The organism is Kitasatospora sp. NPDC096077 (assembly GCF_040303245.1).
Lineage (GTDB): Bacteria > Actinomycetota > Actinomycetes > Streptomycetales > Streptomycetaceae > Kitasatospora.
In genome coordinates, this window is sequence record NZ_JBEOSV010000070.1 from 22,580 (window position 1) to 46,050 (window position 23,471).

General features: G+C 75.3%; 24 protein-coding genes and 1 pseudogene. 13 read left to right on the top strand and 12 right to left on the bottom strand.

Annotation, left to right across the window (positions count from 1 at the left end):
- The first annotated feature begins 156 nt into the window (after window positions 1-156).
- Window positions 157-1,740, top strand: coding sequence for a multicopper oxidase family protein (locus tag ABTZ03_RS36455; protein ID WP_350517476.1), 1,584 nt, complete (start codon window positions 157-159; stop codon window positions 1,738-1,740).
- A 69-nt stretch (window positions 1,741-1,809) separates the two neighbouring features.
- Here the strand turns inward: ABTZ03_RS36455 and ABTZ03_RS36460 are convergent, their stop codons facing one another.
- From ABTZ03_RS36460 to ABTZ03_RS36470, 3 genes are all read right to left on the bottom strand, one after another.
- Window positions 1,810-3,300, bottom strand: coding sequence for an FAD-binding protein (locus tag ABTZ03_RS36460; protein WP_350517477.1), 1,491 nt, complete (start codon window positions 3,298-3,300; stop codon window positions 1,810-1,812).
- A gap of 96 nt (window positions 3,301-3,396) precedes the next feature.
- Window positions 3,397-3,756, bottom strand: coding sequence for a hypothetical protein (locus ABTZ03_RS36465; RefSeq protein WP_350517478.1), 360 nt, complete (start codon window positions 3,754-3,756; stop codon window positions 3,397-3,399).
- Complete coding sequence (locus tag ABTZ03_RS36470) at window positions 3,753-4,088, bottom strand: hypothetical protein (protein ID WP_350517479.1); 336 nt, start codon at window positions 4,086-4,088, stop codon at window positions 3,753-3,755. The genes ABTZ03_RS36465 and ABTZ03_RS36470 overlap by 4 nt, the downstream gene beginning before the upstream one ends.
- Window positions 4,089-4,427: 339 nt before the next feature.
- Between ABTZ03_RS36470 and ABTZ03_RS36475 the strand changes: the two genes are divergently transcribed.
- The 3 genes from ABTZ03_RS36475 (at window position 4,428) to pgm (ending at window position 7,292) form a co-directional block, all read left to right on the top strand.
- A complete protein-coding gene (locus tag ABTZ03_RS36475) occupies window positions 4,428-5,225 on the top strand; it encodes a GNAT family N-acetyltransferase (protein ID WP_350517480.1) in 798 nt (265 codons plus the stop codon).
- Window positions 5,210-5,440: a hypothetical protein gene (locus tag ABTZ03_RS36480; RefSeq protein WP_350517481.1), complete on the top strand. Its 231-nt coding sequence runs from the start codon at window positions 5,210-5,212 to the stop codon at window positions 5,438-5,440. Before ABTZ03_RS36475 ends, ABTZ03_RS36480 begins: the two co-directional genes overlap by 16 nt.
- A gap of 211 nt (window positions 5,441-5,651) precedes the next feature.
- Window positions 5,652-7,292, top strand: coding sequence for a phosphoglucomutase (alpha-D-glucose-1,6-bisphosphate-dependent) (gene pgm / locus ABTZ03_RS36485; protein ID WP_350517482.1), 1,641 nt, complete (start codon window positions 5,652-5,654; stop codon window positions 7,290-7,292).
- 59 nt (window positions 7,293-7,351) lie between these two features.
- Here pgm and ABTZ03_RS36490 read toward each other — a convergent pair whose 3' ends face one another.
- Entirely contained in the window at window positions 7,352-8,617 is a 1,266-nt protein-coding gene (locus ABTZ03_RS36490; protein WP_350517483.1) for an MFS transporter, read from the bottom strand.
- A 191-nt stretch (window positions 8,618-8,808) separates the two neighbouring features.
- Here ABTZ03_RS36490 and ABTZ03_RS36495 point away from each other — a divergent pair, with 191 nt between their 5' ends.
- The 3 genes from ABTZ03_RS36495 to ABTZ03_RS36505 all read left to right on the top strand — a co-directional run bounded on the left by ABTZ03_RS36495 (window position 8,809) and on the right by ABTZ03_RS36505 (window position 11,595).
- Window positions 8,809-9,153, top strand: a complete 345-nt coding sequence (locus ABTZ03_RS36495; RefSeq protein ID WP_350517484.1) for an ArsR/SmtB family transcription factor — start codon at window positions 8,809-8,811, stop codon at window positions 9,151-9,153.
- A gap of 11 nt (window positions 9,154-9,164) precedes the next feature.
- On the top strand, window positions 9,165-9,893 hold the full coding sequence (locus ABTZ03_RS36500; protein WP_350517485.1) for an HAD family hydrolase: 729 nt from the start codon (window positions 9,165-9,167) through the stop codon (window positions 9,891-9,893).
- A gap of 106 nt (window positions 9,894-9,999) precedes the next feature.
- The gene (locus tag ABTZ03_RS36505) at window positions 10,000-11,595 is read left to right on the top strand and encodes an AMP-binding protein (protein ID WP_502894703.1); all 1,596 of its coding nucleotides are present in this window, start codon (window positions 10,000-10,002) and stop codon (window positions 11,593-11,595) included.
- Window positions 11,596-11,784: 189 nt separating this feature from the next.
- Here the strand turns inward: ABTZ03_RS36505 and ABTZ03_RS36510 are convergent, their stop codons facing one another.
- Entirely contained in the window at window positions 11,785-12,306 is a 522-nt protein-coding gene (locus tag ABTZ03_RS36510; RefSeq protein ID WP_350517487.1) for a P-loop nucleotide/nucleoside kinase family protein, read from the bottom strand.
- A 155-nt stretch (window positions 12,307-12,461) separates the two neighbouring features.
- Here ABTZ03_RS36510 and ABTZ03_RS36515 point away from each other — a divergent pair, with 155 nt between their 5' ends.
- Window positions 12,462-12,857 carry a hypothetical protein gene (locus tag ABTZ03_RS36515; RefSeq protein WP_350517488.1) on the top strand — a complete coding sequence of 132 codons (396 nt, stop codon included), beginning with the start codon at window positions 12,462-12,464 and terminating at the stop codon, window positions 12,855-12,857.
- Between the two features lie 22 nt (window positions 12,858-12,879).
- On the opposite strand, the gene ABTZ03_RS36520 is transcribed toward ABTZ03_RS36515, so the two are convergent.
- From ABTZ03_RS36520 to ABTZ03_RS36535, 4 genes are all read right to left on the bottom strand, one after another.
- A complete protein-coding gene (locus tag ABTZ03_RS36520) occupies window positions 12,880-13,485 on the bottom strand; it encodes an AAA family ATPase (RefSeq protein ID WP_350517489.1) in 606 nt (201 codons plus the stop codon).
- Between the two features lie 81 nt (window positions 13,486-13,566).
- A complete protein-coding gene (locus tag ABTZ03_RS36525) occupies window positions 13,567-15,342 on the bottom strand; it encodes an Nramp family divalent metal transporter (RefSeq protein ID WP_350517490.1) in 1,776 nt (591 codons plus the stop codon).
- A 294-nt stretch (window positions 15,343-15,636) separates the two neighbouring features.
- Window positions 15,637-16,182 (bottom strand): DUF6328 family protein, encoded by a 546-nt coding sequence (locus ABTZ03_RS36530; protein ID WP_350517491.1) that lies wholly within the window; start codon window positions 16,180-16,182, stop codon window positions 15,637-15,639.
- A 3-nt stretch (window positions 16,183-16,185) separates the two neighbouring features.
- Window positions 16,186-16,629, bottom strand: a complete 444-nt coding sequence (locus tag ABTZ03_RS36535) for a PH domain-containing protein (RefSeq protein WP_350517492.1) — start codon at window positions 16,627-16,629, stop codon at window positions 16,186-16,188.
- Between the two features lie 171 nt (window positions 16,630-16,800).
- On the opposite strand from ABTZ03_RS36535, the gene ABTZ03_RS36540 reads away from it, so the two are divergent.
- Window positions 16,801-17,298: a hemerythrin domain-containing protein gene (locus ABTZ03_RS36540; protein ID WP_350517493.1), complete on the top strand. Its 498-nt coding sequence runs from the start codon at window positions 16,801-16,803 to the stop codon at window positions 17,296-17,298.
- A gap of 321 nt (window positions 17,299-17,619) precedes the next feature.
- Window positions 17,620-18,312, top strand: a pseudogene (locus ABTZ03_RS36545) (RNA-guided endonuclease InsQ/TnpB family protein); the annotation flags it as partial.
- A gap of 78 nt (window positions 18,313-18,390) precedes the next feature.
- Here the strand turns inward: ABTZ03_RS36545 and ABTZ03_RS36550 are convergent.
- Together ABTZ03_RS36550 and ABTZ03_RS36555 are read right to left on the bottom strand one after the other, a co-directional pair.
- Entirely contained in the window at window positions 18,391-19,254 is an 864-nt protein-coding gene (locus tag ABTZ03_RS36550) for an NAD-dependent epimerase/dehydratase family protein (RefSeq protein ID WP_350517494.1), read from the bottom strand.
- Between the two features lie 124 nt (window positions 19,255-19,378).
- Complete coding sequence (locus tag ABTZ03_RS36555) at window positions 19,379-19,882, bottom strand: P-loop nucleotide/nucleoside kinase family protein (RefSeq protein ID WP_350517495.1); 504 nt, start codon at window positions 19,880-19,882, stop codon at window positions 19,379-19,381.
- 205 nt (window positions 19,883-20,087) lie between these two features.
- Here ABTZ03_RS36555 and ABTZ03_RS36560 point away from each other — a divergent pair, with 205 nt between their 5' ends.
- Both ABTZ03_RS36560 and ABTZ03_RS36565 read left to right on the top strand, forming a co-directional pair.
- Window positions 20,088-20,936, top strand: coding sequence for a class I SAM-dependent methyltransferase (locus ABTZ03_RS36560; protein ID WP_350517496.1), 849 nt, complete (start codon window positions 20,088-20,090; stop codon window positions 20,934-20,936).
- A 36-nt stretch (window positions 20,937-20,972) separates the two neighbouring features.
- Entirely contained in the window at window positions 20,973-21,422 is a 450-nt protein-coding gene (locus ABTZ03_RS36565; RefSeq protein WP_350517497.1) for a DUF6193 family natural product biosynthesis protein, read from the top strand.
- 30 nt (window positions 21,423-21,452) lie between these two features.
- Here ABTZ03_RS36565 and ABTZ03_RS36570 read toward each other — a convergent pair whose 3' ends face one another.
- On the bottom strand, window positions 21,453-22,049 hold the full coding sequence (locus tag ABTZ03_RS36570) for a hypothetical protein (protein WP_350517498.1): 597 nt from the start codon (window positions 22,047-22,049) through the stop codon (window positions 21,453-21,455).
- Window positions 22,050-22,414: 365 nt separating this feature from the next.
- Between ABTZ03_RS36570 and ABTZ03_RS36575 the strand changes: the two genes are divergently transcribed.
- Window positions 22,415-23,176 (top strand): NUDIX hydrolase, encoded by a 762-nt coding sequence (locus ABTZ03_RS36575; RefSeq protein ID WP_350517499.1) that lies wholly within the window; start codon window positions 22,415-22,417, stop codon window positions 23,174-23,176.
- The last annotated feature ends 295 nt before the right edge of the window (window positions 23,177-23,471 follow it).

Genomic DNA, 23,471 nt, shown 5'->3' on the forward strand with positions numbered 1-23,471 from the left:
CGCCCTCCCGCCACGCGGCACCCGCCGCGCACCGCTCGCGGCCCCAGCCGGACCCCAGCCCCGCCACAGGAGGCGCTGCTGCAATCACCCCCGGAACACGCCCCCGGCCGGGGGAAGCGAGGGCCCGCACGGGCGTGACGGGGAGGACCTGAGGCGATGGTGACCAGACGCAGGATGATCGGCGCCGCCCTGGCGACCGGGGGAGGGGTCCTGCTGCTGCGCGCCACCGTGCGCCCGGCCCCCCTCCAGGCCGCCCACACCGCCGCCACCGGCACCGGCACCGGCACCGGCACCGGCACCGGCACCGGCAACGGCAACGGCAACGGCACGGCCATGGACATGGACATGGGCGCCGGCCCGGCCGCCGGCACCGGCGCGGCCGCGGACCCGGGCCCCGACGCCGGCCCCGCGCTGGCCGAGAAGTTCACCGCCGTCCTGCCGCTGCCCCCGGTGCTCAGCCCCGTCGACACCGCGGACGGCACCGACACCTACAGCGTCACCATGCTCAGGTCCTTCGCCCGCATCCTGCCCGGGCACCGCACCGAAGTCCTCACCTACAACGGCGCCTTCCCCGGCCCCGTCATCCGCGCCCGCTCCGGGCGCCCCGTCGTGGTGCGCCAGCGCAACCTGCTCGACGACCCGGTCTCCGTCCACCTGCACGGCGCCGCCGTGCCCGCCGCCTCCGACGGCGGCCCGATGAACCTCCTGGACGCCGGCGCCGCCCGCACCTACACCTACCCCAACGACCAGCCCCACGCGAGCCTGTGGTTCCACGACCACGCCCACCAGCTGGAATCCGAACACGTCTACCGCGGCCTGTCCGGCACCTACCTGCTCACCGACGCCACCGAGGAGGCCCTGCCCCTGCCCTCGGGCCGCTACGACCTGCCCATCGCCCTGCGCGACGCCCGCTTCGACCACGCCGGCCGCCTGGTCTACCGCATGGACGACCCCGCCGGCCGCGCCACCATCCTCGCCAACGGCCGCCCCTGGCCCAAGGTCGACGTCGCCGCCCGCAAGTACCGGCTGCGCCTGCTCAACTCCTCCAACCTGCGCTTCTTCTCACTGCGCCTGGCCGACGGCGGCCCGATCACCCAGATCGGCTCCGACGGCGGCCTGCTGGAACACCCCCACACCACCGACACCGTCGACCTCTCCCCCGGGGAGCGCGCCGACGTCGTCATCGACTTCTCCCGCTACAAGGTCGGCTCCAGCGTCGTGCTCACCAACTCCATGCCCCCCGGCCCGGCCGAACACGTCGGCGTCGTCCTGCGCTTCGACATCACCCGCGCCGCCCACGACCCCAGCTCGGTACCCGCCGTCCTGCGCACCCTGCCCGCCCTGCCCACCGCCGTCGCCCGCGAACGCACCGTCGTCCTGACGGTCGACGAGACCCCCGGCGCCGCCCCGCGCGGCATGATCGACGGCAAGGTCTACGACCCGGACCGGGTCGACGCGGCGGTGGCCTTCGGCACCTCGGAGATCTGGACCGTCGTCAACGGCAACAAGGAGACCCCGCACAACTTCCACCTGCACCTGGTGCAGTTCCGCGTCCTGGCCCGCAACGGCAAGGCCCCCGGCCCCGAGGAGTCCGGCCTCAAGGACACCGTGCGCCTGATGCCCGGCGAGAGCGTGCGCCTGCAGGCCTCCTTCACCTCCTACCGCGGCCGCTACCCCTACCACTGCCACCTGCTGGACCACTCCGCGATGGGCATGATGGCCCAGATGGAGATCACCTGACACCGCCGCCGGCGCCGGCCCCCTTCCCGGGAAGGCGCCTCCTCCCGGGAAGACCGGCGCCGGCCGCGGTCAGGAGGCGTGGATGCCCTGCCCCGGCGTCAGGACCCCCGCCGGGTCGAAACGCCGCTTGGCCCGCCGCACCCGCTCCCACAGCGCGCCGTAGTGCCGCGCCCAGTCCCCGCCCGTCATCCCCGGCACCGCCCCGATCAGGTACCGCTTGCCGCCCAGGGCCACCGCCCGCTCGTACAGGCGCCGGTTGCGCTCCAGCATCCCCGCCACGTCCGCGCCCGGCGCCGGGAACGCCAGCAGGTCGAAGTGCCAGCCCACCGGCTCCTGCGGCAGCACCGCCAGCGGCGTGCGCACCCGCTCCCGCGCGTACGGGTAGAACAGCAGCAGCCCCGCCCCCAGGTCCGCGGCCGTCAGGTCGGCGGCCGCCTCCCGCATGAACACCCCCGCCGTCGACGCCGGCAGGAACAGCGACAGCCACGGCTTGGGCAGCCCCCAGAACCCGGCCGCCCGCAGGTACCCCGCGAACGCGTCCACCCGGAACGCGTACTCGCGCCAGCTCTGCTCCACCACCGACGTCTCACCCGCCGCCGGCGACAGCCCCGCCAGCAGCCGCTCCCGGTCCACCGGCGCGCCCGCCCGCCCGTACGCCACCAGCTCCGCCGTGTACCGCCACCGCGCCCCGTCCGCGCTGCGCACCACGTTGCCGACCTGGAGGTCGAACCGCCCGTCGGCGAGCACCGTCCGCTGGTCGGCCAGGTAGGCGTCCAGGTCGTCGTAGGCCAGCGTGAACACCGTGGCCCGCTCGGGCGCCGGCACCAGCGAAAGCGTCGCCCGCACGATGATCCCCGCCTGCCCGCCGCCGGCCAGCACCGCCTCGAACAGCTCCCGCTCGCGCTCGCGCGAGGCCGTCACCAGCTCGCCCGACCCGGTCACCACCTCCACCTCGCGCACCGTGTCCGTCTGCAGGCCGTGGTGCTGCACCGCCCCGCCGATGCCGCCCACGCTCAGCGTCCCGCCCACCGACAGGTGCAGGTAGTCCGTCAGCACCGGCGGCACCCAGCCCTTGGCCAGGCCCGCGTCCGCCAGCTGCGCCCAGGTGACGCCGGCCTCCACCACGGCCACGCCCGGGCGCACCGAGACGATCCGGCCCAGGCCGCGGGCGTCGATCGCGATGCCGCCGCGCGGGTTGGCCTGGCCGTAACTGGAGTGCGACTCCAGGCCGGCCTGCCCGAGGGTCGCCGCGTCCCCGCTCTGCCCGTTGACGGCCACCGGGATGCGGTGACGGGCCGCGAAGGCGACCACCCGCTGCACGTCCCGCACCGAGCCGGGGCGCAGCACCGCGCGGGGCGCGGCGGTGACCAGGTGCCCGAAGTCGCAGGCGAAGCGCTCCAGGCCGTCGCCGGCCAGGGTCACGGCGCCGTCCAGGGCGGGCAGTTCGGCGACGCCGGCGCCGGGCTCGGCGGCCCAGGCGCGGGCGGCGGTGTTCCAGCCGACGACGGCGGCGCCGGCACCGGCGATCAGGGCGCGGCGGGACGGACCCGACCTGCTCATCAGGGTTTCTCCGATCAGTCGTCAAATAGGGATTGTTGTACCGCAACCATCCCGGCAGCGCCTACCGGCCCGCACCGGGCTCCCGGCCGTGCGGCCTCACGTCATCTCCTGTTCGCCCCGCGCCTGCCGGGACTCCTGCGCGTCCAGCTGTGCGAGCGCGCCGCGCACCCACTCGCCGATCCGCTCCTCGTACCAGGGGCCGCCGGCCGGGACGTGCGCCACCGCTTCGAGCGCCTCCGTCAGCAGTGCGCGCCGCGCCGCCCGGGGCAGGCGGGAGCGCCGGTCCCGGCCCAGGTCGAGCAGGGTGGCGGCGAGCCGGTAGGCGTACGCGCGCGGGCTGACGGCGAACAGGACCCGGTAGACGCGCATCGCCTCCTCTCCCTCCGGGGGCCACAGGTCGGAGCTCAGCAGCCGGATCCGGGCCCGCAGGACGAGGTCCTCGTGCGGGCGGCTCACCGCTCCGCCCGGCCCAGGCGCCGCTCGATGTCCAGCAGTTCGGCCGTGCTGTACTCCCACATGCGGCGCTGGTGGGCGGGCGCGTCGGCGGGGATGCGGGCGGCGACGGCCCGCGCCTCCTCCAGCAGCGCCCGGCGCACCTCGGGGTCGCGGGCCGCCCGGGGGTCGGTCTCGCCCAGCTCGCGCAGGACGTAGGCGAGCTTGTAGGCGTACACCTGCGGGCTGACGGCGAACAGGATCCGGTAGACCCGCATGCCCTCCTCGCCGGTCAGGATCCGCTCGTTGTGGCTCAGCAGCCGCATCCGCGCGGCCAGTACCAGGTCCTTGTCCACGGTCAACTCCCGTGTCCCCCTTCATCGTTGCTCATGCATCCGGCCACCCCCCGTGATGGCGCCGGGGCGCGACGGCGCGCACGCCGGCCGCCCGCACGAGCGGGCGGCGGCGCGTGGGCCGCGGAAGGGGGAGTGGGTGTTGCACGAGTGTGCGGGGTGCGCGGGGGAGCGGGCAAGGCGGAAAAAGGGTGTGCTGCGTCCTACCGCAACCCTGGCCTGACCTGGCAGGATAGGGGTCGAAACGCTCCTGGGGCCGTACGGGAGCCCCCGAGGTGGCCCAGTGCGGCCGCACCGGATTGGCCCGGTACGGCGGGCCAATTCCCCACTACCGTGGGTGCCATGACCACCGGATCCACCACCACCGCCCAGGCCCCCGCCGCCGACCGGGCCCCCGCCCTCGACCGGGCGCCGGCGCGCCAGGCCCGCAACTCCGCCGCCTTCTGGGCCGCGACCGGCCGCTCCCGGGGCCACCAGGTGATCCGGCGCCGCGGCTTCCTCGCCGTCGACGGCGACGGCCGCACCGGCCTGCGGATCCTGCTCCAGGAACCCGACCCCGACGCCGGCGACCTGGCCGAACTCGCCGACCTGGTACGCCGGGCCGCGGGCCCGGTCACCGCCGAGGACCCGTTCAGCACCACCGACCTGGCCCACCTGGGCCTGCGCGGCTGGCAGATGCCCGTCATGCTGCGCCCGGCCACCCCGGCGGGTGAGCCCGTGCCGGCCGGTGCGCCGGCGGTGGAGGTGGTCCGGGTACGGGAGGCCGGCGAACTGCGGGCCGCCGAGCGGGTCGTGATCGAGGGCTTCGAACTGTCCGCCCTCGAACCCCACCGCCCCGGCGAGCTCTTCCCGCCGGCACTGCTCGGCGAGCCCGGCGTGGACGTGTTCCTCGCCCGCGCCGAGGGCACGGCCGTGGGCGCCCTGGTACGGGTCGTGCACGGGGGCGCCGGCAGCCACTACTGGGTCGCCGCCTCGCCGCGGGCGCGCTCGCGCGGCGTGGGCCGGGCCGTCATGCTCGCCTCCCTCGCCGACCGGCCCGACCTGCCGTTCACCCTCACCGCCTCCAAGCTGGGCCGCCCGCTGTACGAGTCGCTGGGCTACACCGCCGCCGCGCCCGCCACCTGGTGGGCCTCCCGCTGAACCCCGCCGCCGCTCCGGCCCCCGTACGCGGCCGGCCCGACGGCAGGTTCGTACCGGAGCCGGAGCCGGAGCCGGAGCCGGAGTGGATCGACGGGGCCCTCGCCCGGCGCGCGGCGTGGCCGCAGGAGCCGTACGCCGCAGGGGTGTTCCCGGCCCCGGGGCGCACGGTGCCGCGCGAGGGCGGGGTGATCCGGCTGCGGGACGGGACCGGGTGACGCGGTCCGCGGCCGCCGTCACCGCCCCCGCGCCGCAGGCCCGCCGCGAGCAGCCCGCCCGCCTCCTGAATCCTCGCCGGCGCCCCGCCCGCGCCCCCGCGCGCCCCGGACCGGCCCGTTCGGTTCGGGAGGGCGCCGTGTTCTGGCTACGATCGGTCAGCGCGGGGCGAGGACGTATCGCGCGTCAGCTGATTTCGGCGGGAGTACAGGGATGGCACACGCACGGGCCGGGCAGCCGGCGCAGCCCGGGGACCTGGTGGACGTGGCGCGGCTGGTGACGGCCTACTACGCGCTGCGCCCGGACCCCCAGGAGGTGGCGCAGCGGGTCGCGTTCGGGACCTCGGGACACCGGGGTTCCTCGCTGGACGCGGCGTTCAACGAGGACCACATCGCCGCGACCACGCAGGCGATCTGCGAGTACCGGGCCGAACAGGGCGTCGCGGGACCGCTGTTCCTGGGCGCGGACACCCACGCCCTGTCCGAGCCGGCCAGGGCCACGGCGCTGGAGGTGCTGGCCGCCAACGGCGTTCAGGTGCTGATCGACGACGCCGACGGCTACACCCCCACCCCGGCGGTCTCGCACGCGATCCTGGCCCACAACCGGCGCAGCCCCAGGGCGCTGGCGGACGGCATCGTGGTCACCCCCTCGCACAACCCGCCGCGCGACGGCGGCTTCAAGTACAACCCGCCCAGCGGCGGCCCGGCCGGCTCGCAGGCCACCGGCTGGATCCAGGACCGCGCCAACGAGCTGATCCGCGAGGGCCTGCGCGGGGTGAAGAAGGTCCCCTACGCGCGGGCGCTGGCGGCCGCCACCACCGGGCGCCACGACTACCTGGGCGCCTACGTCCGGGACCTGCCCTCGGTGCTGGACCTGGACGCGGTGCGGGCGGCGGGACTGCGCATCGGCGCCGACCCGCTGGGCGGGGCGTCGGTGGCCTACTGGGGGCGCATCGCCGAGACCCACCGCCTGGACCTGACGGTGGTCAACCCCGTCACCGACCCGACCTGGCGGTTCATGACGCTGGACTGGGACGGCAAGATCCGCATGGACTGCTCCTCCCCGGCCGCGATGGCCTCCCTGATCGGCCGCAAGGACGAGTACGCCGTCGCCACCGGCAACGACGCGGACGCCGACCGGCACGGCATCGTCACCCCCGACGGCGGCCTGATGAACCCCAACCACTACCTGGCGGTGGCCGTCGACTACCTCTACCGCCACCGCGCCGACTGGCCCGGCGACGCCGCGGTGGGCAAGACCCTGGTCTCCTCCTCGATGCTGGACCGCGTCGCCGCCGACCTGGGCCGCCAGCTGCTGGAGGTCCCGGTCGGCTTCAAGTGGTTCGTCGACGGCCTGCTGGAGGGCTCGATCGCCTTCGGCGGCGAGGAGAGCGCCGGCGCCTCCTTCCTGCGCCGCGACGGCGGGGTGTGGACCACCGACAAGGACGGCATCCTGCTGGCCCTGCTGGCCGCCGAGATCACCGCCGTCACCGGCACCACCCCCAGCGCCCGCTACCGCGAACTGACCGCCCGTCACGGCGCCCCCGCCTACGCCCGCGTCGACGCCCCCGCCGACCGCGAGCAGAAGGCCCGCCTGGCCCGCCTGTCGCCGCAGCAGGTCGACGCCGGACAGCTGGCCGGGGAGAAGATCACCGCGGTGCTCTCCCACGCCCCCGGCAACGGCGCGGCCATCGGCGGCCTGAAGGTGTGCACCGACAGCGCCTGGTTCGCGGCCCGCCCCTCCGGCACGGAGGACGTGTACAAGATCTACGCCGAGTCGTTCCTGGGCACCGACCACCTGGCCCTGGTGCAGCAGGAGGCGCGCGCCCTGGTCGGCGAGGTGCTCGGCGCCTGACCCGCACGCCCGGGCGGGGCCGGGGGAGCACCCTCCCCGGCCCCGCCCGGGCCGGTGCCTCAGGCCCGCGGCCGCGCCCCGGCCCCGGCCTGCTTCCGGACCTCGTTCTGGACTCCAGTCTCAACCTCGGCTTTAGCGTGAGACTTCACCCCGCCGGCCCCGGCCCCGGTCAGCGCCCGCGCCCCCGGGCGCCGGTCGCGGGTGGTGCCCGCCGCCGACGCGCAGGCCACCAGCGCCAGCACCGCCGCCGCCAGCGGGAACCACCGCGTCCCCAGCACCGCGATCGCCGCCGACCCCGCCACGCCCCCCGCGGCCGTCCCCAGGTACAGCGCGCTGCTGTTCAGCGAGATCAGCAGCGGCGCGTTCGCCGCATCGAGCGAGGCCAGCCGGTGCGGCAGCGCCACCGACACCGCCCACCCCGCCAGCGGCACCACCACCGCGTACCCCAGCGCCCCCGGCATGCTGCGCCCCAGCCACGGCAGCGCGGCGAAGGCGCAGGCGGCGACGGCGGAGCCGGCCAGCAGCACGGCGCGCACCCCGGTGCGGTCGACCAGGCGCCCGCCCAGCCAGCTGCCGGCCACCGACATCACGCCGGTGGTGAGCAGGATCAGGCTGAGCCGGTCGGCGTCGCCGCCGGTGGCGCCGTGCACGGCGGTGGCGAGGTAGATGTAGACGCTCTGGAAGGCGAGGAAGAAGGCGAGGGTGGTGGCCGCGGCGCCCAGCACCCGGCGCTGCCCCAGCGGGGCCAGGCGCTCGCGCAGGGCGGGGGCGGCGGCGGGGGCGGGCAGGCCGCGCAGCAGGGCGGCGAGGCCGGCCAGTGCGGCCAGGCCCAGCGCGGTGACCAGCCACATGGTCGCCCGCCAGTCGGTGCGCCCGACCCAGGTGCCCAGCGGCACGCCCAGCGCGGTGGCCACCGTCATGCCGCCGAGCACGGTGGCCAGCGCCCGGCCGCGCCGTTCGGGGGCGACCAGGGTGGTGGCCACCGCGTTGGCGGTGGGGGTGTAGAGGGCGGCCCCGGCGGCGGCCAGCACCCGGGTGGCCAGCAGCAGCGGGTAGTTCGGGGCGAGGGCGCTGAGGGCGTTGGCGACGGTGAAGACGGCGAGCGCGGTCAGCAGCAGGCGCCGGCGCGGCCAGCGGGCGGTGACGGCGGCCAGCGGCGGGGCCAGCAGCGCGTAGCCGAGCGCGAAGACGGTGACCAGCTGGCCGGCGGCGCCCACCGACACGCCCAGGTCGGCGGAGATCGGGCCGAGGATGCCGGCCACGACCATGGAGTCGGTGCCCATGGCGAAGGTGCCGAGGGCGAGCAGGAGCAGGCGTACGGGCACGGGAGGGCCCCCCGGGGTGACGGCCGGACGGGTCCGGCCGGATTGTTGGATGAGCATGCAACGGTTTGATGCTCGCCAAACAATCGGGGATTGGTGGATGATTGTCAAACCATCCCCGCCGACCGCCGACCGCCGAACGCCGATCACCGACCGCCGACCCGCCGCAGGACCCGAGGACCGGAGCCGAACCCATGACCGACGACGAGCGCCTGCCCCAGCCCGCCACCGCCGACATCGACCTCGTCACCGTCCTGCACGCCCTCGGCGACCCCGTCCGCATGCGCCTGCTGCTCAGCTACGCCGACGGCGCCGAACACTCCTGCGCCCCCCGCGACCTCGGCCTGGAGCACCTCCACAAGTCGACCGTCTCCCACCACATGCGCGTCCTGCGCGAGGCCGGCGTCACCACCACCCGCGTCGCCGGCCGCAACCGCTTCGTCCGCCTGCGCCGCACCGACCTCGACACCCGCTTCCCCGGCCTGCTCGACGCCCTCCTCACCTCCGCCCCGGCCCCCGTCCCCGCCGCGGCCCGCTAGGAGGAACGCCGATGCCGATCAAGGGCGTGCTCTTCGACGTCGACGACACCCTGTTCGACTACTCCGGCGCGGAACGCGCGGGCATCCTCGCCCACCTGCGCGACCTCGGCCTGCTGGAGCGCTTCCCCACCCCGCAGGCCGCGCTCACCCTGTGGCACGACGTCATGGACGCCCAGTACGCCCGCTACCTCGCCGGCGAACTCACCTTCCGCGCCCAGCAGCTGGAACGCACCCGCCGCTTCCTCGCCCACCTCGACCGGGACGGCGCCGAACACCTCACCGACGACCGGGCCGCCGCCTGGTTCGCCGGCTACGCCGCCCACCGCGACGCCGCCCGCACCGCCTTCCCCGACGCCCTGCCCGCCCTCACCCGCCTCGCCCCCCACTACCGCCTCGGCGTCGTCTCCAACTCCGACACCGACCACCAGCGCCGCAAACTGGCCCACATCGGCCTGCTCGACCACCTCGGCGACGTCCTCGTCTGCTCCGAGCAGCACGGCGAACCCAAGCCCGCCGCCGGCATCTTCCACGCCGCCTGCGCCGCCCTGGGCCTGCCCCCGCACCAGGTCGCCCACGTCGGCGACAACTACGCCCTCGACGCCCAGGGCGCCCGCGACGCGGGCCTGCACGCCTACTGGCTCCACCGCGCCGGTGCCGCCACCGCCCCGGCCGTCCCGGTCGCCGAGGGCATCCGCGTCCTGCACACCCTCGACGACCTGCCCCGCGCCCTCACCCCCTGACGCCGCCGGGCCGGGCCCGCACGGGAAGCCGGCCCGGCCGACCTCCCGCCGCCACATCCGGCCCAACTCCCCACCGCAGGAACCGCGGTGGCACTAGGGTGGGAATATGGTTGCACCCTACACACAAGAAGTGGCCAGGCCCGACCAGGAGTTCGTCAGCGCCCCCGCCCTGATCCTCCGCTCCCTCACCGCCACCCCCGACCGACGCGCCGTCACCACCCCCGACGGCACCGAGATCACCGCGGGCGACCTCGCGGCCACCGCCTACCGCCTCGCCCACGAGCTGATCGCCCGCGGCGCCGGCCGCGGCACCACCGTCACCCTGCTCACCGGCAACACCCCCGAGGCCCTCGCCGCCCGCTACGCCGCGGGCCTGGCCGGCGCCCGGGTGGTCAACCTCTACGACGGCATGAGCGCCCCCGTCCTGGCCGAGATCACCGCCAGCGTCGACACCACCCTGCTCCTCGTCGACGCCGAACGGTACGCCGACGCCCCCGCCCTGCTGCCCCTGCTCGACGGACCGGACCGCCCCACCGTCCTCACCCTGGGCCCCGGACCCAAAGGCCCCGCCGCCGAGGCCATCGGCGAGGACGTCATCGCCGCCTCCGCCCACCACCCCGCGGAGGACCCCGCCGTCCCCGTCGGCCCCGACGACCACCTCGGCATCCGCCACACCGGCGGCACCACCGGCATCCCCAAGGGCATCCTCAGCCTCCACGGCCCCTACCGCCGCGCCTTCGACGGCCCCCTCGCCGACCCCCGCCCCGACGCCGTGCCACCGCGCTTCCTCGCCGCCACCTCCCTCGCCCACCTCGCCGGCGTCTACAGCGACCTGATCCTCCACCACGGCGGCTCCGTCGTCCTCCAGCGCTCCTTCGACCCCGGCCAGGTCCTCGCCGCCGTCGCACGCGAACGCATCACCGACCTGTGGGTCCTGCCCCCACTGCTCTACCGGCTGCTCGACCACCCGGCCGTCGCCACCACCGACCTGTCCAGCCTGCAGCGGATCGCCTACGGCGGCTGCGCCTCCTCCCCGGCCCGCATCCGCGAGGCGATCGAGGTGTTCGGGCCGGTCCTGCTCAGCGGCTACGGCATGTCCGAGGCGCAGAACATCGCCGTCCTCGCCCCGGAGGAGCACGACCGCGTCGGCCACGGCGGCCAGATCTCGGTGGGCCGCCCCCTGCCGGGCGTCGAGGTGGCGATCCGCGACGCCGACGGCACCGAGCTGCCCGTCGGCGAGCAGGGCCAGGTGCACGTGCGCTCCGCCACCCTCATGGCCGGCTACTGGAAGCGCCCCGACCTCACCGCCCAGGTGCTGCACGACGGCTGGCTGGACACCGGCGACATCGGCTACCTCGACGCGGACGGCTACCTCTACCTCGCCGACCGCCTCAAGGACCTGATCATCGTCGTCGGCGGCCACGTCTACCCCACCGAGGTCGAGGAACTGCTCCTCACCCACCCGGACGTCGCCCAGTGCGCCGTCTACGGCGTCCGCGACGAGCAGCAGGCCGAACACGTCCACGCCGCCGTCGTCCCCGCCCCGGGCCGGCACCCGCGACTGGAGGAGATCCGCGCCTTCGTCACCGCCGCCAAGGGCCGCATCTACGCCCCCGAGGCCCTCCACCTGGTGGACGCCATCGCGCTGACCCCGGTCGGCAAGCCCGACAAGAAGCGCCTGCGCGAGACCCTCCCGCACTGAGCCCCGCCCGCACTGAGCCCCGCCCGGACGGGCGGCCGGTGGAGCCGGCCGCCCGCTGCGGCAAGTCCCTTTCCGGGAGCCGGAATCCGACCCCGACGAAGGGGGACGGGATGCGCCACGGGCGGCCGGGCGAGCGCGAGCGGCGCCGAAGCGGCGGCACGCCCTGAACTACCGTGCCCGCCCGCCCGGTCAGCCCCGGGTGAAGGCCACGACGTCCGCCAGCGGAGGGTCGTAGCCGTCGCCGGTGTCCACCCACAGCGACGGCACGGGCAGGGCGAGCGGGGTGAAGTCGTCCAGCAGGTTGCCCGCCCCGGGCGGGGCGGCCAGCAGCCGGGCGTCGGCGTGGGCGGCGCGGTGCGGGTCGGCGGCCAGCCGGGCGGCGATCCGGCGCCGGGCCAGGGCCGGGTCCACCCGGCAGTGCACCACCCGCACCTGGGTGCGCCCGGCCAGCGGCGCCAGGCCCGGGCGCCAGAGCCGGTCCTGGTAGGCGGCCTCGGCGACCGCGCTCACCCCGGCGCCCACCAGCACCCCCAGGACGCCGAAGAAGGCGTCGCGCACCACCTCGTCGGGGGCCGCGGCGCGGGTGCCCGCGTGCAGCAGGCCCTGCTTGACCTCGTCGCGGCTGACCAGCGGACAGCCGACGGCCAGGGCCAGCGCCCGCGCCAGCGTCGTCTTGCCGCTGCCCGGCCCGCCGCCCACCACGATCAGCACCGCCGCACCCTCCCGTCCCGGGCGCCGGCACCGCGGCCCCTGTCGGGACGTTGTACCCGAAACCCGCACCGCCCGGGGCTCGTTGGACCCATGAGAAGGACCAGACGGCCCGGACGGCGCAGCGCCGCCCGGGCCCGGACGGAGGGGAAGAACCCATGACCGACACCGACACGGGCACCGTGACCCGCAGCGGCAGCCCGGACTCCGCGGTCGACCGGGTGGCCGACTTCTACGGCGCCTACATCGACGCCGTCGCCGACGGCACCGACGACCTGTCGGAGCGCCTGCGCGCCCACTACCTCACCGAGGACCTGCGCCAGCGGCTGGCGGCCTGGGAGGAGGCCAACCACGCCGACGGCGTGCTGCGCGCCCAGGACGTGCCGACCGCCTGGGAGGTGCGCTACCACGACTCGGGCGCCGGGCACCTGTTCACCACGGTGACGCTGACCTGGGGCACCGGCCCGGACGCCGGGCACACCGTGCTGGCGGTGCAGAGTGACCTGGCGACCAAGCTGATCTCGGACATCGAGGACGCCCCGGCCGGCTCGTGAGGGTCCCCGGGCGCCCGGCCGTTCACCCCAGGGCGGCGGCCAGGCGCTCGGGCAGGGTCTCGTAGGGGAGGCAGTCGAGCACGGGAAGGCCGTGGGCGCGGGCCCGGTCGGCGAGCCAGGCGGAGTAGCGGGCGCTGACGGCGGCGCGGGCGCTCTGGGGGCCGGCCCCGGGTTCGCGCTCGGCGTAGTTGGCGTCGATGCGGGCCGGGTCGGCCTCGTGGAGGAACACCGCGCGCACCCGCCGGCCCAGCGCGGCGGCCTCGGCGCGGGCGCGGGCGGCGGCCTCGGGGGTGAGGTAGTCGCCCTCGACGACGGCGGGCACGTCCACGCTCAGGCGGTTGCGTACGACGCCGAGCAGGGCCTCGTCCAGGGCGTGGGCGGTGGCGATCTGCAGTTCCACGACGCGGTCGGTGGCCAGGTCCCGTTCCGGGTCGGGGCGGGCGGCGAAGTGGTGCAGGTCGGGATGGCTGCCGGGGGTGGTGATGGCCTGGAGGGCGGCGACGACGTCGTCGAACTCGACGGTGAACGCGCCGTGCTGCGCGGCCAGGTGGGCGGCGGCGCGGCTCTTGCCGAGGCCGGAGGCGCCGCCGATCAGCAGGACGTCCCAGGAGCGGTGGTCGGTGTGCATGCGTTCACCCTACGGGCGGGCGGGGGCAGTTCGGGGGGTGCTTCGGGGGAGCGGGCCGGCTGCGGTGCGGTGCGGTCCGGGTCAGCCCGTGTACAGCTGGACGGTCTTGACGGCGACCAGGGCGACGGCGAGCAGCAGGTAGCCGCGCAGGGTGAGCAGTCCGGCCTTGCGCAGGGCGGAGAACTGCGGGCGGGGCAGGGTGTCCAGGGCGGGGGTGCGCCAGTGGGTGCGGTCGTGTTCGAGGTGGGCCCGGCGCTGGGTGCGGGTGAGCGGGGAGCCGTCGGGGTGCTGGACCTGCATCAGCCAGGTCTCGCCGGTGGGGTCGGGGGCGGGCTTGCTGTGGCGGGTGACGAAGGCCTCGATGCGGGCGCTCTGTTCGGTGTACTGGGTGTGCAGGATGATCAGGACGCCGCCGACCAGGCCGATCAGGGCGCCGGCGGCGAAGCCGAGGGCGAGCTGGGCGGTGGTGAGGCCGGGGTGGAAGGTCTCGGCGGTCAGGGTCAGGGAGAGCAGGACGAGGACCCAGACGATGACGCCGGCGGTGACGTTCTGGCGGGTGGTGTTGACCCAGGGGCCGAGCACCGGGCGGTCGTTGCACAGCAGGAGCAGGAAGACGGTGGCGGAGGGCAGCAGGACGCCGGCCAGGGCCTGGACGCCCTGGGTGATCAGGCCCTGGAGGTGGTCGTCGGCGAGCAGGCAGACGGCGGCGCCCAGGGCGATCAGGACGGCGTAGCCGGCGTAGAACAGAGGGGCCTGGCGGGGGCGCCAGTGCAGGGAGTGGCGCCGGCCGAAGGTGTCGCCGAGGGTGTAGGTGGTGGCCAGGCCGACGGCGTTGGCGCCGATCAGGGAGGCGTCGAGCAGGGCGAGGGCGAACAGGGTGCCCAGGGTGTGGCCGCCGTGGCGGGTGAGGGCCTCGGCGACGCCCTGGGCGTCGGTGAAGGCGCCGGCGGCGTCGGTGCCCTCGAAGGCGAAGGCGGCGGTGGCCATGACGGCGACGGCGCCGCCGGTGACCACGGCGATGCCGATGCGCAGGTCGGCGCGGGCGTAGCGGATCCAGCGCGGGGTGATGCGCTTGTCGACGACGTTGGACTGCTGGAAGAACAGCTGCCAGGGGGCGACGGTGGTGCCGACGATGGCGACGATGACCAGCAGCAGGGTGGAGTCCAGCCCGCCGGGGAACTGGGGCAGCAGGCCGGCGGCGCTCTCGTCGGCGCGGGGGTGGGCGAGCAGGGCCATCGGCAGCACGATCGCGTTGAGGGCGATCAGCGCGAACAGGAACCGCTCCCAGCGCCGGAACGAGCCGCCGGCCACCACGGCGAGCAGCAGCACGGCGGCCAGCGGCACCGAGACGGTCCTGGGCACGCCGAAGTGGTCCAGGGCCTGGGAGACGCCGATGAACTCGGTGACCAGGGTGAGGGCGTTGACCAGGAAGAGGTCGGCGACGCTGAACATGCCCCAGAACCGGCCGAAGCGCTGGAAGATCAGCCGGGCGTGGCCGACGCCGGTGACCGCGCCCAGGCGGATCACCATCTCCTGGTTGACGTAGAGCACGGGCACCAGCAGGGCCAGCGTCCACAGCAGCTTCATCCCGTAGTTCTGGCCGGCCTGGGCGTAGGTGGCCACGCCGCCGGCGTCGTTGTCGCCGACCATCACGATCAGGCCCGGGCCCATCACGACCAGCAGGGCCTTCAGGCGCTGGCGGCGGGTGCGGGGCTCGGCGGGGTCGTCCCGGCGGATGGTGCCGAGGGCGCCGACGATGTCGCCGAGGTGGGCGCTGTCCGCGACCGCGCCCTGCGGGGTCGCGCCGGGCCGGGCGGGGGCGGGGGCCGGCGGCGGGGCGGTGGGGTGGAAGGCCATGGCGCCTCTCCTCGGTGGCGGGCAGGCCGAGGACACGCCGCTGCCGGGGGCAGGGCGCAGGGCGCGGGGCGGGCGTGTCCGGCCCGGCCGGTCGGGCGGTCGGGTGCTGGGGTGCGGGCGGCTCCCGGTGGGGCGGCGGGGCCGCCCCGGGGCCGTCGGGCAGCGCCAGTATGCCCCTGATCGACGGTGACCTGTCAATTCGTCAACGGAGCACGTCCGGCTCGTCCACGGCACGTGAACGGCTCATCAACTCGGGCCGGGAAAAGGCGGGTTGGGGGCGGAGACGGGAGGAGGTCAGGGCCGGTCGCGGGCGGCGCGGCGCAGGGCCCAGGGCAGGACGAACCACAGCGTGGCGAAGATCAGCGCGATGACGGCGGTGATCGCGACGGCCGCCGCGGTGCCGAGGACGACGTCCAGCACCAGCAGCACCGCGCCGGTCAGCGCGCAGGCGAGCAGCAGCAGCCCGTACTGGGCGATGCGGGCGGACACGTGGACGATGCGGGCCTTGCCGGGGTGGCGGTACAGGCCGCGGTGCAGGGCCACCGGGGTGGCGAGCACGGCGGCGGCCACCACGGTCAGCAGCAGGGTGGTGACGTAGATGTCCTGCTGGGCGTCGGACAGTTCCGCGAAGCGCGGGGTGAAGGCCACGCCGAGCAGGAACGCGAAGACGATCTGCACGCCGGTCTGCAGCACCCGCAGCTCCTGCAGCAGCTCCACCAGGCGCCGGTCGGCCCGCACGGCCGGGTTCTCCCAGCCCTGCGGCAGCGGCGCGGGCCCGGGGTCGGGCGCGGGGGCGTCGGAGTGGTCGGGGCCGGGCGGGGGAGGGGGGCTGCTGGTCATGGGTCACATTGTGGCGCGGCGGCGGTGGTCGAGGATCGTGCGGTGGCGCACGTCGACCTCCTGCCACTCGGCGGGCTCGCTCCTGAAGGCGCGCAGGCCGGGCAGGGTGACGGGGCGGCCGGTCGCGCGGTGGGCCAGGAGCTGGCGGCGCGGGCCGCCCTTACCGTCGCGCTCGCGCATCGTGACCTCGGTGATCTCCGCCCAGGGCAGGAAGCGGCGCCGGTAGGGGGTGCGCAGGTGCAGGCCGCGCCCGGACAGCTCGGTGGAGCCGTACAGGTCCTGCGGGACGGTGCACAGCACCGGGGGCAGCCAGATCGCGGACAGGAACGCCGCCAGCTGCCAGGAGGCCAGCCAGGGCAGGCCGCACAGCAGCACGGTCATGACCGCGACGGGGATCTCGGTGCGGCGGCGCTGGGCGCGGCTGAGCGTGAATCTTCGGGTTTCCACCGGGTGATGGTAGGGGGCCGGGTGCGGGCCGTCAGCGGGGGAGCGGGCGGGGCGGCGGCCTGCGAGGGCTTGCCCGGGCGGCGGGTGCCGTGATCGGATGAGCGCCGCATCGCGTGCCGGTGGCGGACCGCGCCAGGCATGGAGGTGCGCAACCGAAGGGACCGCCCACCCGTGGCCTCCCCCGTCACCGGCCGAACCGCCGCCCTCAGTCTCCAACTCTCCCAGGCGCACCGGGAACTGCGCCGCCGCCTGGCCAACGTCCGCACCGCACTGGGCCGGCGCCACCTCCCCGACGACGCGCTGCTCACCCACTGCCTCGCCTTCTGCACCGCCCTGACCAGCCATCACCAGGGCGAGGACGAAGGCCTGTTCGCCGCCCTGGTACGGGAACGCCCCGACCTCGCCCCCACCGTCGCCAAGCTCGTCGAGGACCACGGCCTCATCACCGGAATCCTCGCCCGGGTCCGCGAACTCACCGACGAGGCCGCCACCCGCCCGCACGCGGACCTGGCGGCGATCGGCCGCGAACTCGACGGCCTGGCCGCCGTCATGGAGTCCCACTTCCGCTACGAGGAACGCGCCATCGGCGCCGCCCTGGACGCCGGCGTCCAGGACGCGGGCACCTGGCGGGAGCCGGTGCTGCGCTTCCGCGCACCGAAGGCGCCGTAACGGTGGTGACCCGGCAGTTGCCGCAACGCCAGGCCGTCGCAAAATCCCTCGCCCCACAGGTCTCGACTGCCCTGGATCCGCCACAGGGACGTGTTCCGAGGTACGGGTCCTCACTGACGGGAGAGGAGGAGGTCGCACCGAAGCGGAACTCCGCTGCCCTTCTTCTGTGTCGCGGCACAAGGCCATGGGACAAGACTTCGCGCAAATCCTTGCCTCCAGGTCGGGGCGCGGCGATCGCTCGTCCACTGTCGCGGAGCGACGGAGCGTCTGTCGGTGGCGCGCGCTATGTTGACCGCAGCTGTCGAAGGGAGGTGTTACGCGATGCTGTCGGGGCGTAGGTATCGGCTTGAACTCGATTCTGTGAAGGCCGAGTTGTGCGAGATGTTCGGCGATGTCTGCCGGTCGGTGTGGAACACCGCTCTGGAGCAGCGGCGGGAGTACCGGAGGCGGGGCGCGTGGATGAACTACGTGCCGCAGGCCGCTGAGCTGGCCGAGGCCAAGCGGGAGTTCCCGTGGTTGGCGGATGCGCCGTCACACGTGCTGCAGCAGAGACTTCGCGACCTCGACAAGGCATGCCGGGCGCATGGCACGTTCCGCGTCCGGTGGCGGTCGAAGGCGCGATGGTCGCCGTCGTTCCGGTTCCCGGCCGGGAACCGGATCACGGTCGAGCGGATCGCCCGGAAGTGGGGCCGGGTGAAGTTGCCGAAGCTCGGCTGGGTGCGGTTCCGCTGGTCCCGGCCTCTCGGTGGTGACGTCCGGTCGGCTACGGTCACCCGCCAAGGGCGGCACTGGTACGTCCCGTTCCTGGTGGAGGACGGCAAGGCCACGCCGGAGCGGCACGCGATGCCCAATTCGACGGTGGGCGTGGACCGTGGCGTGAAGGTCGCTGCGACCACCAGCAACGGTGACTTCCACGACCGGCCGTTCGCCACACCGGGGGAGACCGCCCGACTGCGACGGCTGCAGCAGCAACTGCCCCGGTGCGAGCGCGGCAGCAACCGGCACAGGGCGCTACTGGCAAGGATCAGGCAGTCCTCGACCGGCCCATCATCCGGAGCCCGTCCTTGTGAGGGACAAGCAGCGGGGCGGGTGTCACAGCGTCCCGGCCTCGGCCGCCGCCCACGCCGAGGGGTACAGCGGGCGCCAGCCCAGGTCCCGGCGGGCGGCCGCGGTGGACATCTGGCCCTCCCACGGGTCGAACTCCGCCTGCTCCGAAGTGCCGGGGTGGACAAGGCCGTTGAGCGCGTGCAGGTCCCAGGCCGTCAGCGGGGCGTCGTCCGACACGTTGTAGGTGCGGCCCTCGACGCCCGGGGCCACCGCCGCCCGCCACAGTGCCTGCGCCACGTCCGCGTGGTGCACCACCGCCAGGCGCTGGTGGGCCGGCCAGGACGCCGCCCACTGCAGCGACTGCGCCAGATGCGGATCGCCCTCCCCGTACACGAACGCCAACCGGGCCACCACCAGCGGCAGTTCGCCGTCCAGTTCGCGCAGCGCCGCCTCCGCCTCGGCCTTGGAGCGCGCGTACACGCCCCACGCGGGGTGCGGCGCCTGCCGGTCCCCCTCCACGGCGGGGCGGCCCAGCCCCCGCCCGTACACCAGGTTGGTGCTGGTGTGCACGAACCGGGCCACCCCGGCCTTCGCCGCCTCGCGCCCCAGCGCCACCGCCGCGTCCCGGTTCACCGCCCACGCCTGATCGTCCGGCACCCCGCGCAGCGCCGCCGCCACGTTCAGCACCACCCCGGCGCCGTCCAGCGCCCGCGCCCGGTCCGCCGGTTCGCACACGTCGCCGACCATCACCTCCACCCCGTCCAGCTCCAGGCCCAGCCGCCGCGCCTTCGCCGCGTCCCGCACCAGCACCCGCACCGAACGGCCCTCGGCCCCGGCCCACCGCGCCAGCCGCGGCACCAGCCGCCGGCCCACCGAACCGGTCGCGCCCGTCACCAGAATGTTCGCCATCGTCCCGTCCCCCTTCGAGGAGTTGCTCTCTCCGACGGGCACCACCCTGCCCGCGCCCGGGTGGTGGCGGCAGAGACCCGCCCAACCAGGGATCGCCGGTCCCTGGCAAGGGGGGCCGGGACCCTCACAGCGGGGGCTGCGCGATGACCCGCTCGCCCTCACCCTCCGGTTCCTCGAAGTGCTCCAGGTAGCGGTCGAGCAGCGCCCGGTCCACGGTGACGGCGTTGGCGCCGTCCTCGTCGTTGCGCCGCTCCAGGCGGCGGTCCAGGGTCGCGCGGTCGGCCTTGAGGTGGACCAACTCCCAGCGGCAGCCGTGACGTTCGACCAGCTCCTTGTAGTCCTCGCGGGCGGCCCGGCTCCAGAAGCTGTAGTCCACCACCACGTCGCGCCCGGCCAGCATCAGGTCGACCAGCTCCCGTCGCTGCTCGCGCCGGACCTCCTCCTTGAGCCGGTCGAACTCCTCGGCCGCCAGCACCCGGCCGGCGTCGCGCCCCCCGAGCCGCCGCCAGACCACCTCGTCGATGGAGAGCCGGACGTAACCGCGCCGCACCAGCCCCAGCGCGTAGGTGGTCTTGCCCGCCCCCGGCAGGCCGCACATCAGCACCACGGTGCTGAACTGTCCTGTCATCGTCCCAGGTTAGACCGGCCGCACCCGTGCGGGCGCGGGTGCGGTGCCGACGGCGGCCGGGCCGTCCGGTCCGGCCCGCGAGGTCCGGCCCGCGAGGTCCGGCCCGCGAGGTCCGGCCCCGGTCGGCTTCGCGTGCTCGCGCTGGAACCCCGCGGCCCCCGCAGGCCCCGCGGGCCCCTCGTGTGAGGTCATCTAGGCTGGCGCGGTGACTGACGATCAGGAGCGGGTGCAGCCGTCGGGTGTGTGGGCCACGGCGGTAGGGGTGGCCAGGGTGCGGGCGCTGGAGACCGAGCGCGAGGACGCGCTGTTCCGCGACCCGCTCGCCCGGGCCTTCGCCGCCGCCGGAGGACTGTGGCCCTCCTCGCCGCCGCCCGGCGACGAGGCCGCGCGCCGGCGCCGGCTGGCCGTGTCGTTCTCCATCGTCATCCGGACGAAGTTCCTCGACGACCTGCTGGAGCAGGCCTGCGCCTCCGGGGTGCGGCAGGTCGTGCTGCTCGGCGCCGGCATGGACAGCCGGGCCTACCGGCTGGACTGGCCCGAGGGCACCCGGCTGTTCGAGGTCGACACCGCCGTGCCACTGGACTTCAAGGCCTCGGTGCTGCGCCAGGAGGAGGCCGTCGCCCGCTGCGAGCGGACCACCGTCGCGGTGGACCTGCGGGAGGACTGGCCGGCCGCGCTGGCCGCCGCCGGGCACGACCCGACGGCGCCGACCGCGTGGATCGCCGAGGGCCTGCTGATCTACCTGCCCCAGGACGCGGTGGAACTGCTGCTGACCCGGATCGGCGCCCAGTCGGCGCCGGGCAGCCGGATGGGCCTGACACTGGGCTCGCGCGGCGTCCTGGAGCGTTTCGCCGCGGACGCCGTGCCGGGATCGGCCGCCTCGATGTGGGTCTCGGAGATGCCCGACGACCCGGTCCACTGGCTGTCCGGGCACGGCTGGGAGGCCGAGAGCCACACCCTGCGCGAGCGCGCCGCCGCCTACGGCCGCCCGATCAGCACCCCGCCGCAGCGCGAGGAGGGGCCCGGCGGCCTGATCTCGGCCCTGCGCCGCTAGCGCCTGGCCGGCGGGCGGACCGCCGATCCGGCCGAGGTGGTCAGGGCGGTTACGGCCTGGACCGGTGGAGCGGGGCTCGTCGAGACCAAGGACCGGGCCCCGTGCGTCGAGTTCCGCCCTTGGGCCCTCGCGCACGAGCGGGAGCCGCTCGGTGCCGTCGAGTTGGAGTGGTGCCGCAGGCTCGACGGCATCCACATGCCGCCGATGAACCGGTTCCCGCGCGTGCACGCACTGCTGGCGGCGGCGTACGCCCAGCCGGTGCTCCGCCAACTGACGCCGGTGACCAGCCACTTCAACCTCTGGTTCGCCACCGGTACCCCGGCGCGATGGGATACGACACGGGTCGGGTCCATGATCTGGCCGCACGACGAGGGGTTCTACGGGGTGCGGAACCGGAGCGAGTCGCTCGCGCGCTTCGAGACGCCGGAGGAGGCCGTCGCCTTCGTGGTGGCCGCCCTGCCGGAGGGGATCGGGCCGGCGCTCTGATCGCGGGGACACCGCCCGGCACCCGGCAGGCTATTCCCCGGGCGTGGGCGCGGGCGCGGGCGCGGGCGCGTGTGGTGCGGTGCGGGAGCGGCCCAGCAGGTGGACGGCGAGGGCGGTCAGCAGTGCCGCCCCGAAGGCGTACACCGGCAGCCAGAGGGTGGTGGTGGAGGCCAGGCAGTCGTTGACGGCGTGCCGGCTCTGGTCGCTCTGCGCGTACGCCAGTGCGGTGCCGGCCCGGTCGGTGAGCGGGCCGAGGGCGGCCTGTGCCTTCACGGTCGCGTAGTCGCCCAGGCGGGCGCAGTCGGTGCGGGTGCCCGGCATCGGGAACAGCCAGGCCCAGCGCTGCATCGCGGGGGCCAGGACCAGGGCCGTGCACAGGCCGACGACCAGCGAGTAGGCGGCCAGGCTGCGCAGGTGGCCGGAGCCCGCGCCGGGCGCGCGCACCGGCGGGGCCGCGAAGGAGAAGACCACGGCGAGCAGCGTCAGACCGAGGTAGGTGGAGAACCACTGCCAGGAGCCCGAGGCGAGCGCGGCCGCCAGCACACCGGCGAGCGCGGTGCCCAGCACCCCGGCCTGGCCGCCGGGGGCGGTGCGGCCGGGGCTGCTCGGGCGGGTGGCGTCGTCCATGGTCGTCTCTCCTGCCTGCGTCCGGGCGCACCAGTGTCCGGTGGCGGTGCCGGGCGGGCGGCGGCGCCATGCCGGGCGCCGTGGCGCCTCGCCCGGTTGGCGGCCGGGCGGACGCCGTCGAGCCGGGCGGACGCCCGCACCGCCGGTGGCCCTCACGCGCAGGAAGTCGGCCCGTCCGACTTCCTGCGCACCGTCTCACCCCGTATCCCGGCCCGCCGAGCAGTGCTCAAGACGTGTGGACCGGTTCCCGAAGGAACGTGAAGGGCGTACCTTCCCGGATGATCCTGTGACGGTCACCGATGGGACCCGCGTTCGCGGCGCGGGTCGGGAAGGTACGCCCATGCTCGTCTGCTCGTCTGCTCGTCGTGGTCACCGCCGACGGCCTGACCCGGTCCGGTTCCTTGATCGACGAGATCGTGCGCGCGGGCGCCCGCCGGATGCCCGCCGCCGCTCCTGAAGCTGAAGTCGACCAGCAGAAACCCGAGTTGGAGGACAGTATCGACGAGGGCGCCCAGGCCGGCCGGCGCGCGGTCACCGGCGCCCACCCGGTCGCCTCGGTCCGCGCGGGCACGCGCTTCGAGGACGGCCGACTCGTCGAACGGGCCGGGGCCCCGCAGCGGCGTGACCACCGCGCCGCCGCCACGACATGCCATGAAGGGACTTCAATGCAACCTGCGCGCGTGAGAACGGCTGCCTACGTGACCCGCGACGTTCCCGGCGGCCGGGAGCTGCTCGTTTTCGATCACCGGGATCACCCCGAGGCCGGCACCCAAGTGCCGGCAGGGGGTGTGGATCCCGGGGAACCTCTCGTCGATGCGGTCCTCAGGGAGGTCACGGAGGAGACCGGCGTCACCGCCGTCACGCTCGGCGCGGCCCTGGCCGTTCAGCAGCGCCCGCATCCGCACACCGGCCGGCCCCGGGTCACCGTGTTCTTCCACGCGCAGACCACCGAGACCCGCGACACCTGGACGCACACCGTCGCAGGCCAAGGGGACGACCAGGACCACGGCATGGTCTTTCGGTGCTACTTCGTCCCGATGCGGGAGGCAGCCGGCCTGCTGGCCGACGACCAAGGGGAGTTCATGCCCCTCGTCGAGACGTCCGACATCCCGACGACCACTTACTGATCACGGTCCACCGGTCTTGACCGCTGCTCGGCGGCCGGCCCGCAGTTCTCGGCTTGCGCCGCCCCCCTCCGGCTGGCCGCTGTGCACAGGAAGTCGGCCCGTCCGACTTCCTGTGCGGTGCCCCGTCGCGCGTCCCGGTCCGCTGGGGCTGCGCTGCTGGCCGGCGGCCGGTTCGTGTCCCGGGCCCTGGGCGGCGCGCAGGGATGCTCTTATGGATGTCAAGCAGCGGTGGTGAGCTGCTCGGCGGTGATGGATGTAGTGCTGGGTGTGGTCAGGACCTGGTAGATCTCGCGGG

Bases quoted from the DNA above. Each gene is read 5' to 3' on its own strand.
- ABTZ03_RS36570 (WP_350517498.1), bottom strand. From the start codon at position 22,049: ATGGACGACGCCACCCGCCCGAGCAGCCCCGGCCGCACCGCCCCCGGC.
- ABTZ03_RS36455 (WP_350517476.1), top strand. From the start codon at position 157: ATGGTGACCAGACGCAGGATGATCGGCGCCGCCCTGGCGACCGGGGGA.
- ABTZ03_RS36505 (WP_502894703.1), top strand. From the start codon at position 10,000: ATGGTTGCACCCTACACACAAGAAGTGGCCAGGCCCGACCAGGAGTTC.
- ABTZ03_RS36520 (WP_350517489.1), bottom strand. From the start codon at position 13,485: ATGCACACCGACCACCGCTCCTGGGACGTCCTGCTGATCGGCGGCGCC.
- ABTZ03_RS36515 (WP_350517488.1), top strand. From the start codon at position 12,462: ATGACCGACACCGACACGGGCACCGTGACCCGCAGCGGCAGCCCGGAC.
- ABTZ03_RS36525 (WP_350517490.1), bottom strand. From the start codon at position 15,342: ATGGCCTTCCACCCCACCGCCCCGCCGCCGGCCCCCGCCCCCGCCCGG.
- ABTZ03_RS36555 (WP_350517495.1), bottom strand. From the start codon at position 19,882: ATGACAGGACAGTTCAGCACCGTGGTGCTGATGTGCGGCCTGCCGGGG.
- ABTZ03_RS36530 (WP_350517491.1), bottom strand. From the start codon at position 16,182: ATGACCAGCAGCCCCCCTCCCCCGCCCGGCCCCGACCACTCCGACGCC.
- ABTZ03_RS36460 (WP_350517477.1), bottom strand. From the start codon at position 3,300: ATGAGCAGGTCGGGTCCGTCCCGCCGCGCCCTGATCGCCGGTGCCGGC.
- ABTZ03_RS36495 (WP_350517484.1), top strand. From the start codon at position 8,809: ATGACCGACGACGAGCGCCTGCCCCAGCCCGCCACCGCCGACATCGAC.
- ABTZ03_RS36500 (WP_350517485.1), top strand. From the start codon at position 9,165: ATGCCGATCAAGGGCGTGCTCTTCGACGTCGACGACACCCTGTTCGAC.
- ABTZ03_RS36550 (WP_350517494.1), bottom strand. From the start codon at position 19,254: ATGGCGAACATTCTGGTGACGGGCGCGACCGGTTCGGTGGGCCGGCGG.
- ABTZ03_RS36475 (WP_350517480.1), top strand. From the start codon at position 4,428: ATGACCACCGGATCCACCACCACCGCCCAGGCCCCCGCCGCCGACCGG.
- pgm (WP_350517482.1), top strand. From the start codon at position 5,652: ATGGCACACGCACGGGCCGGGCAGCCGGCGCAGCCCGGGGACCTGGTG.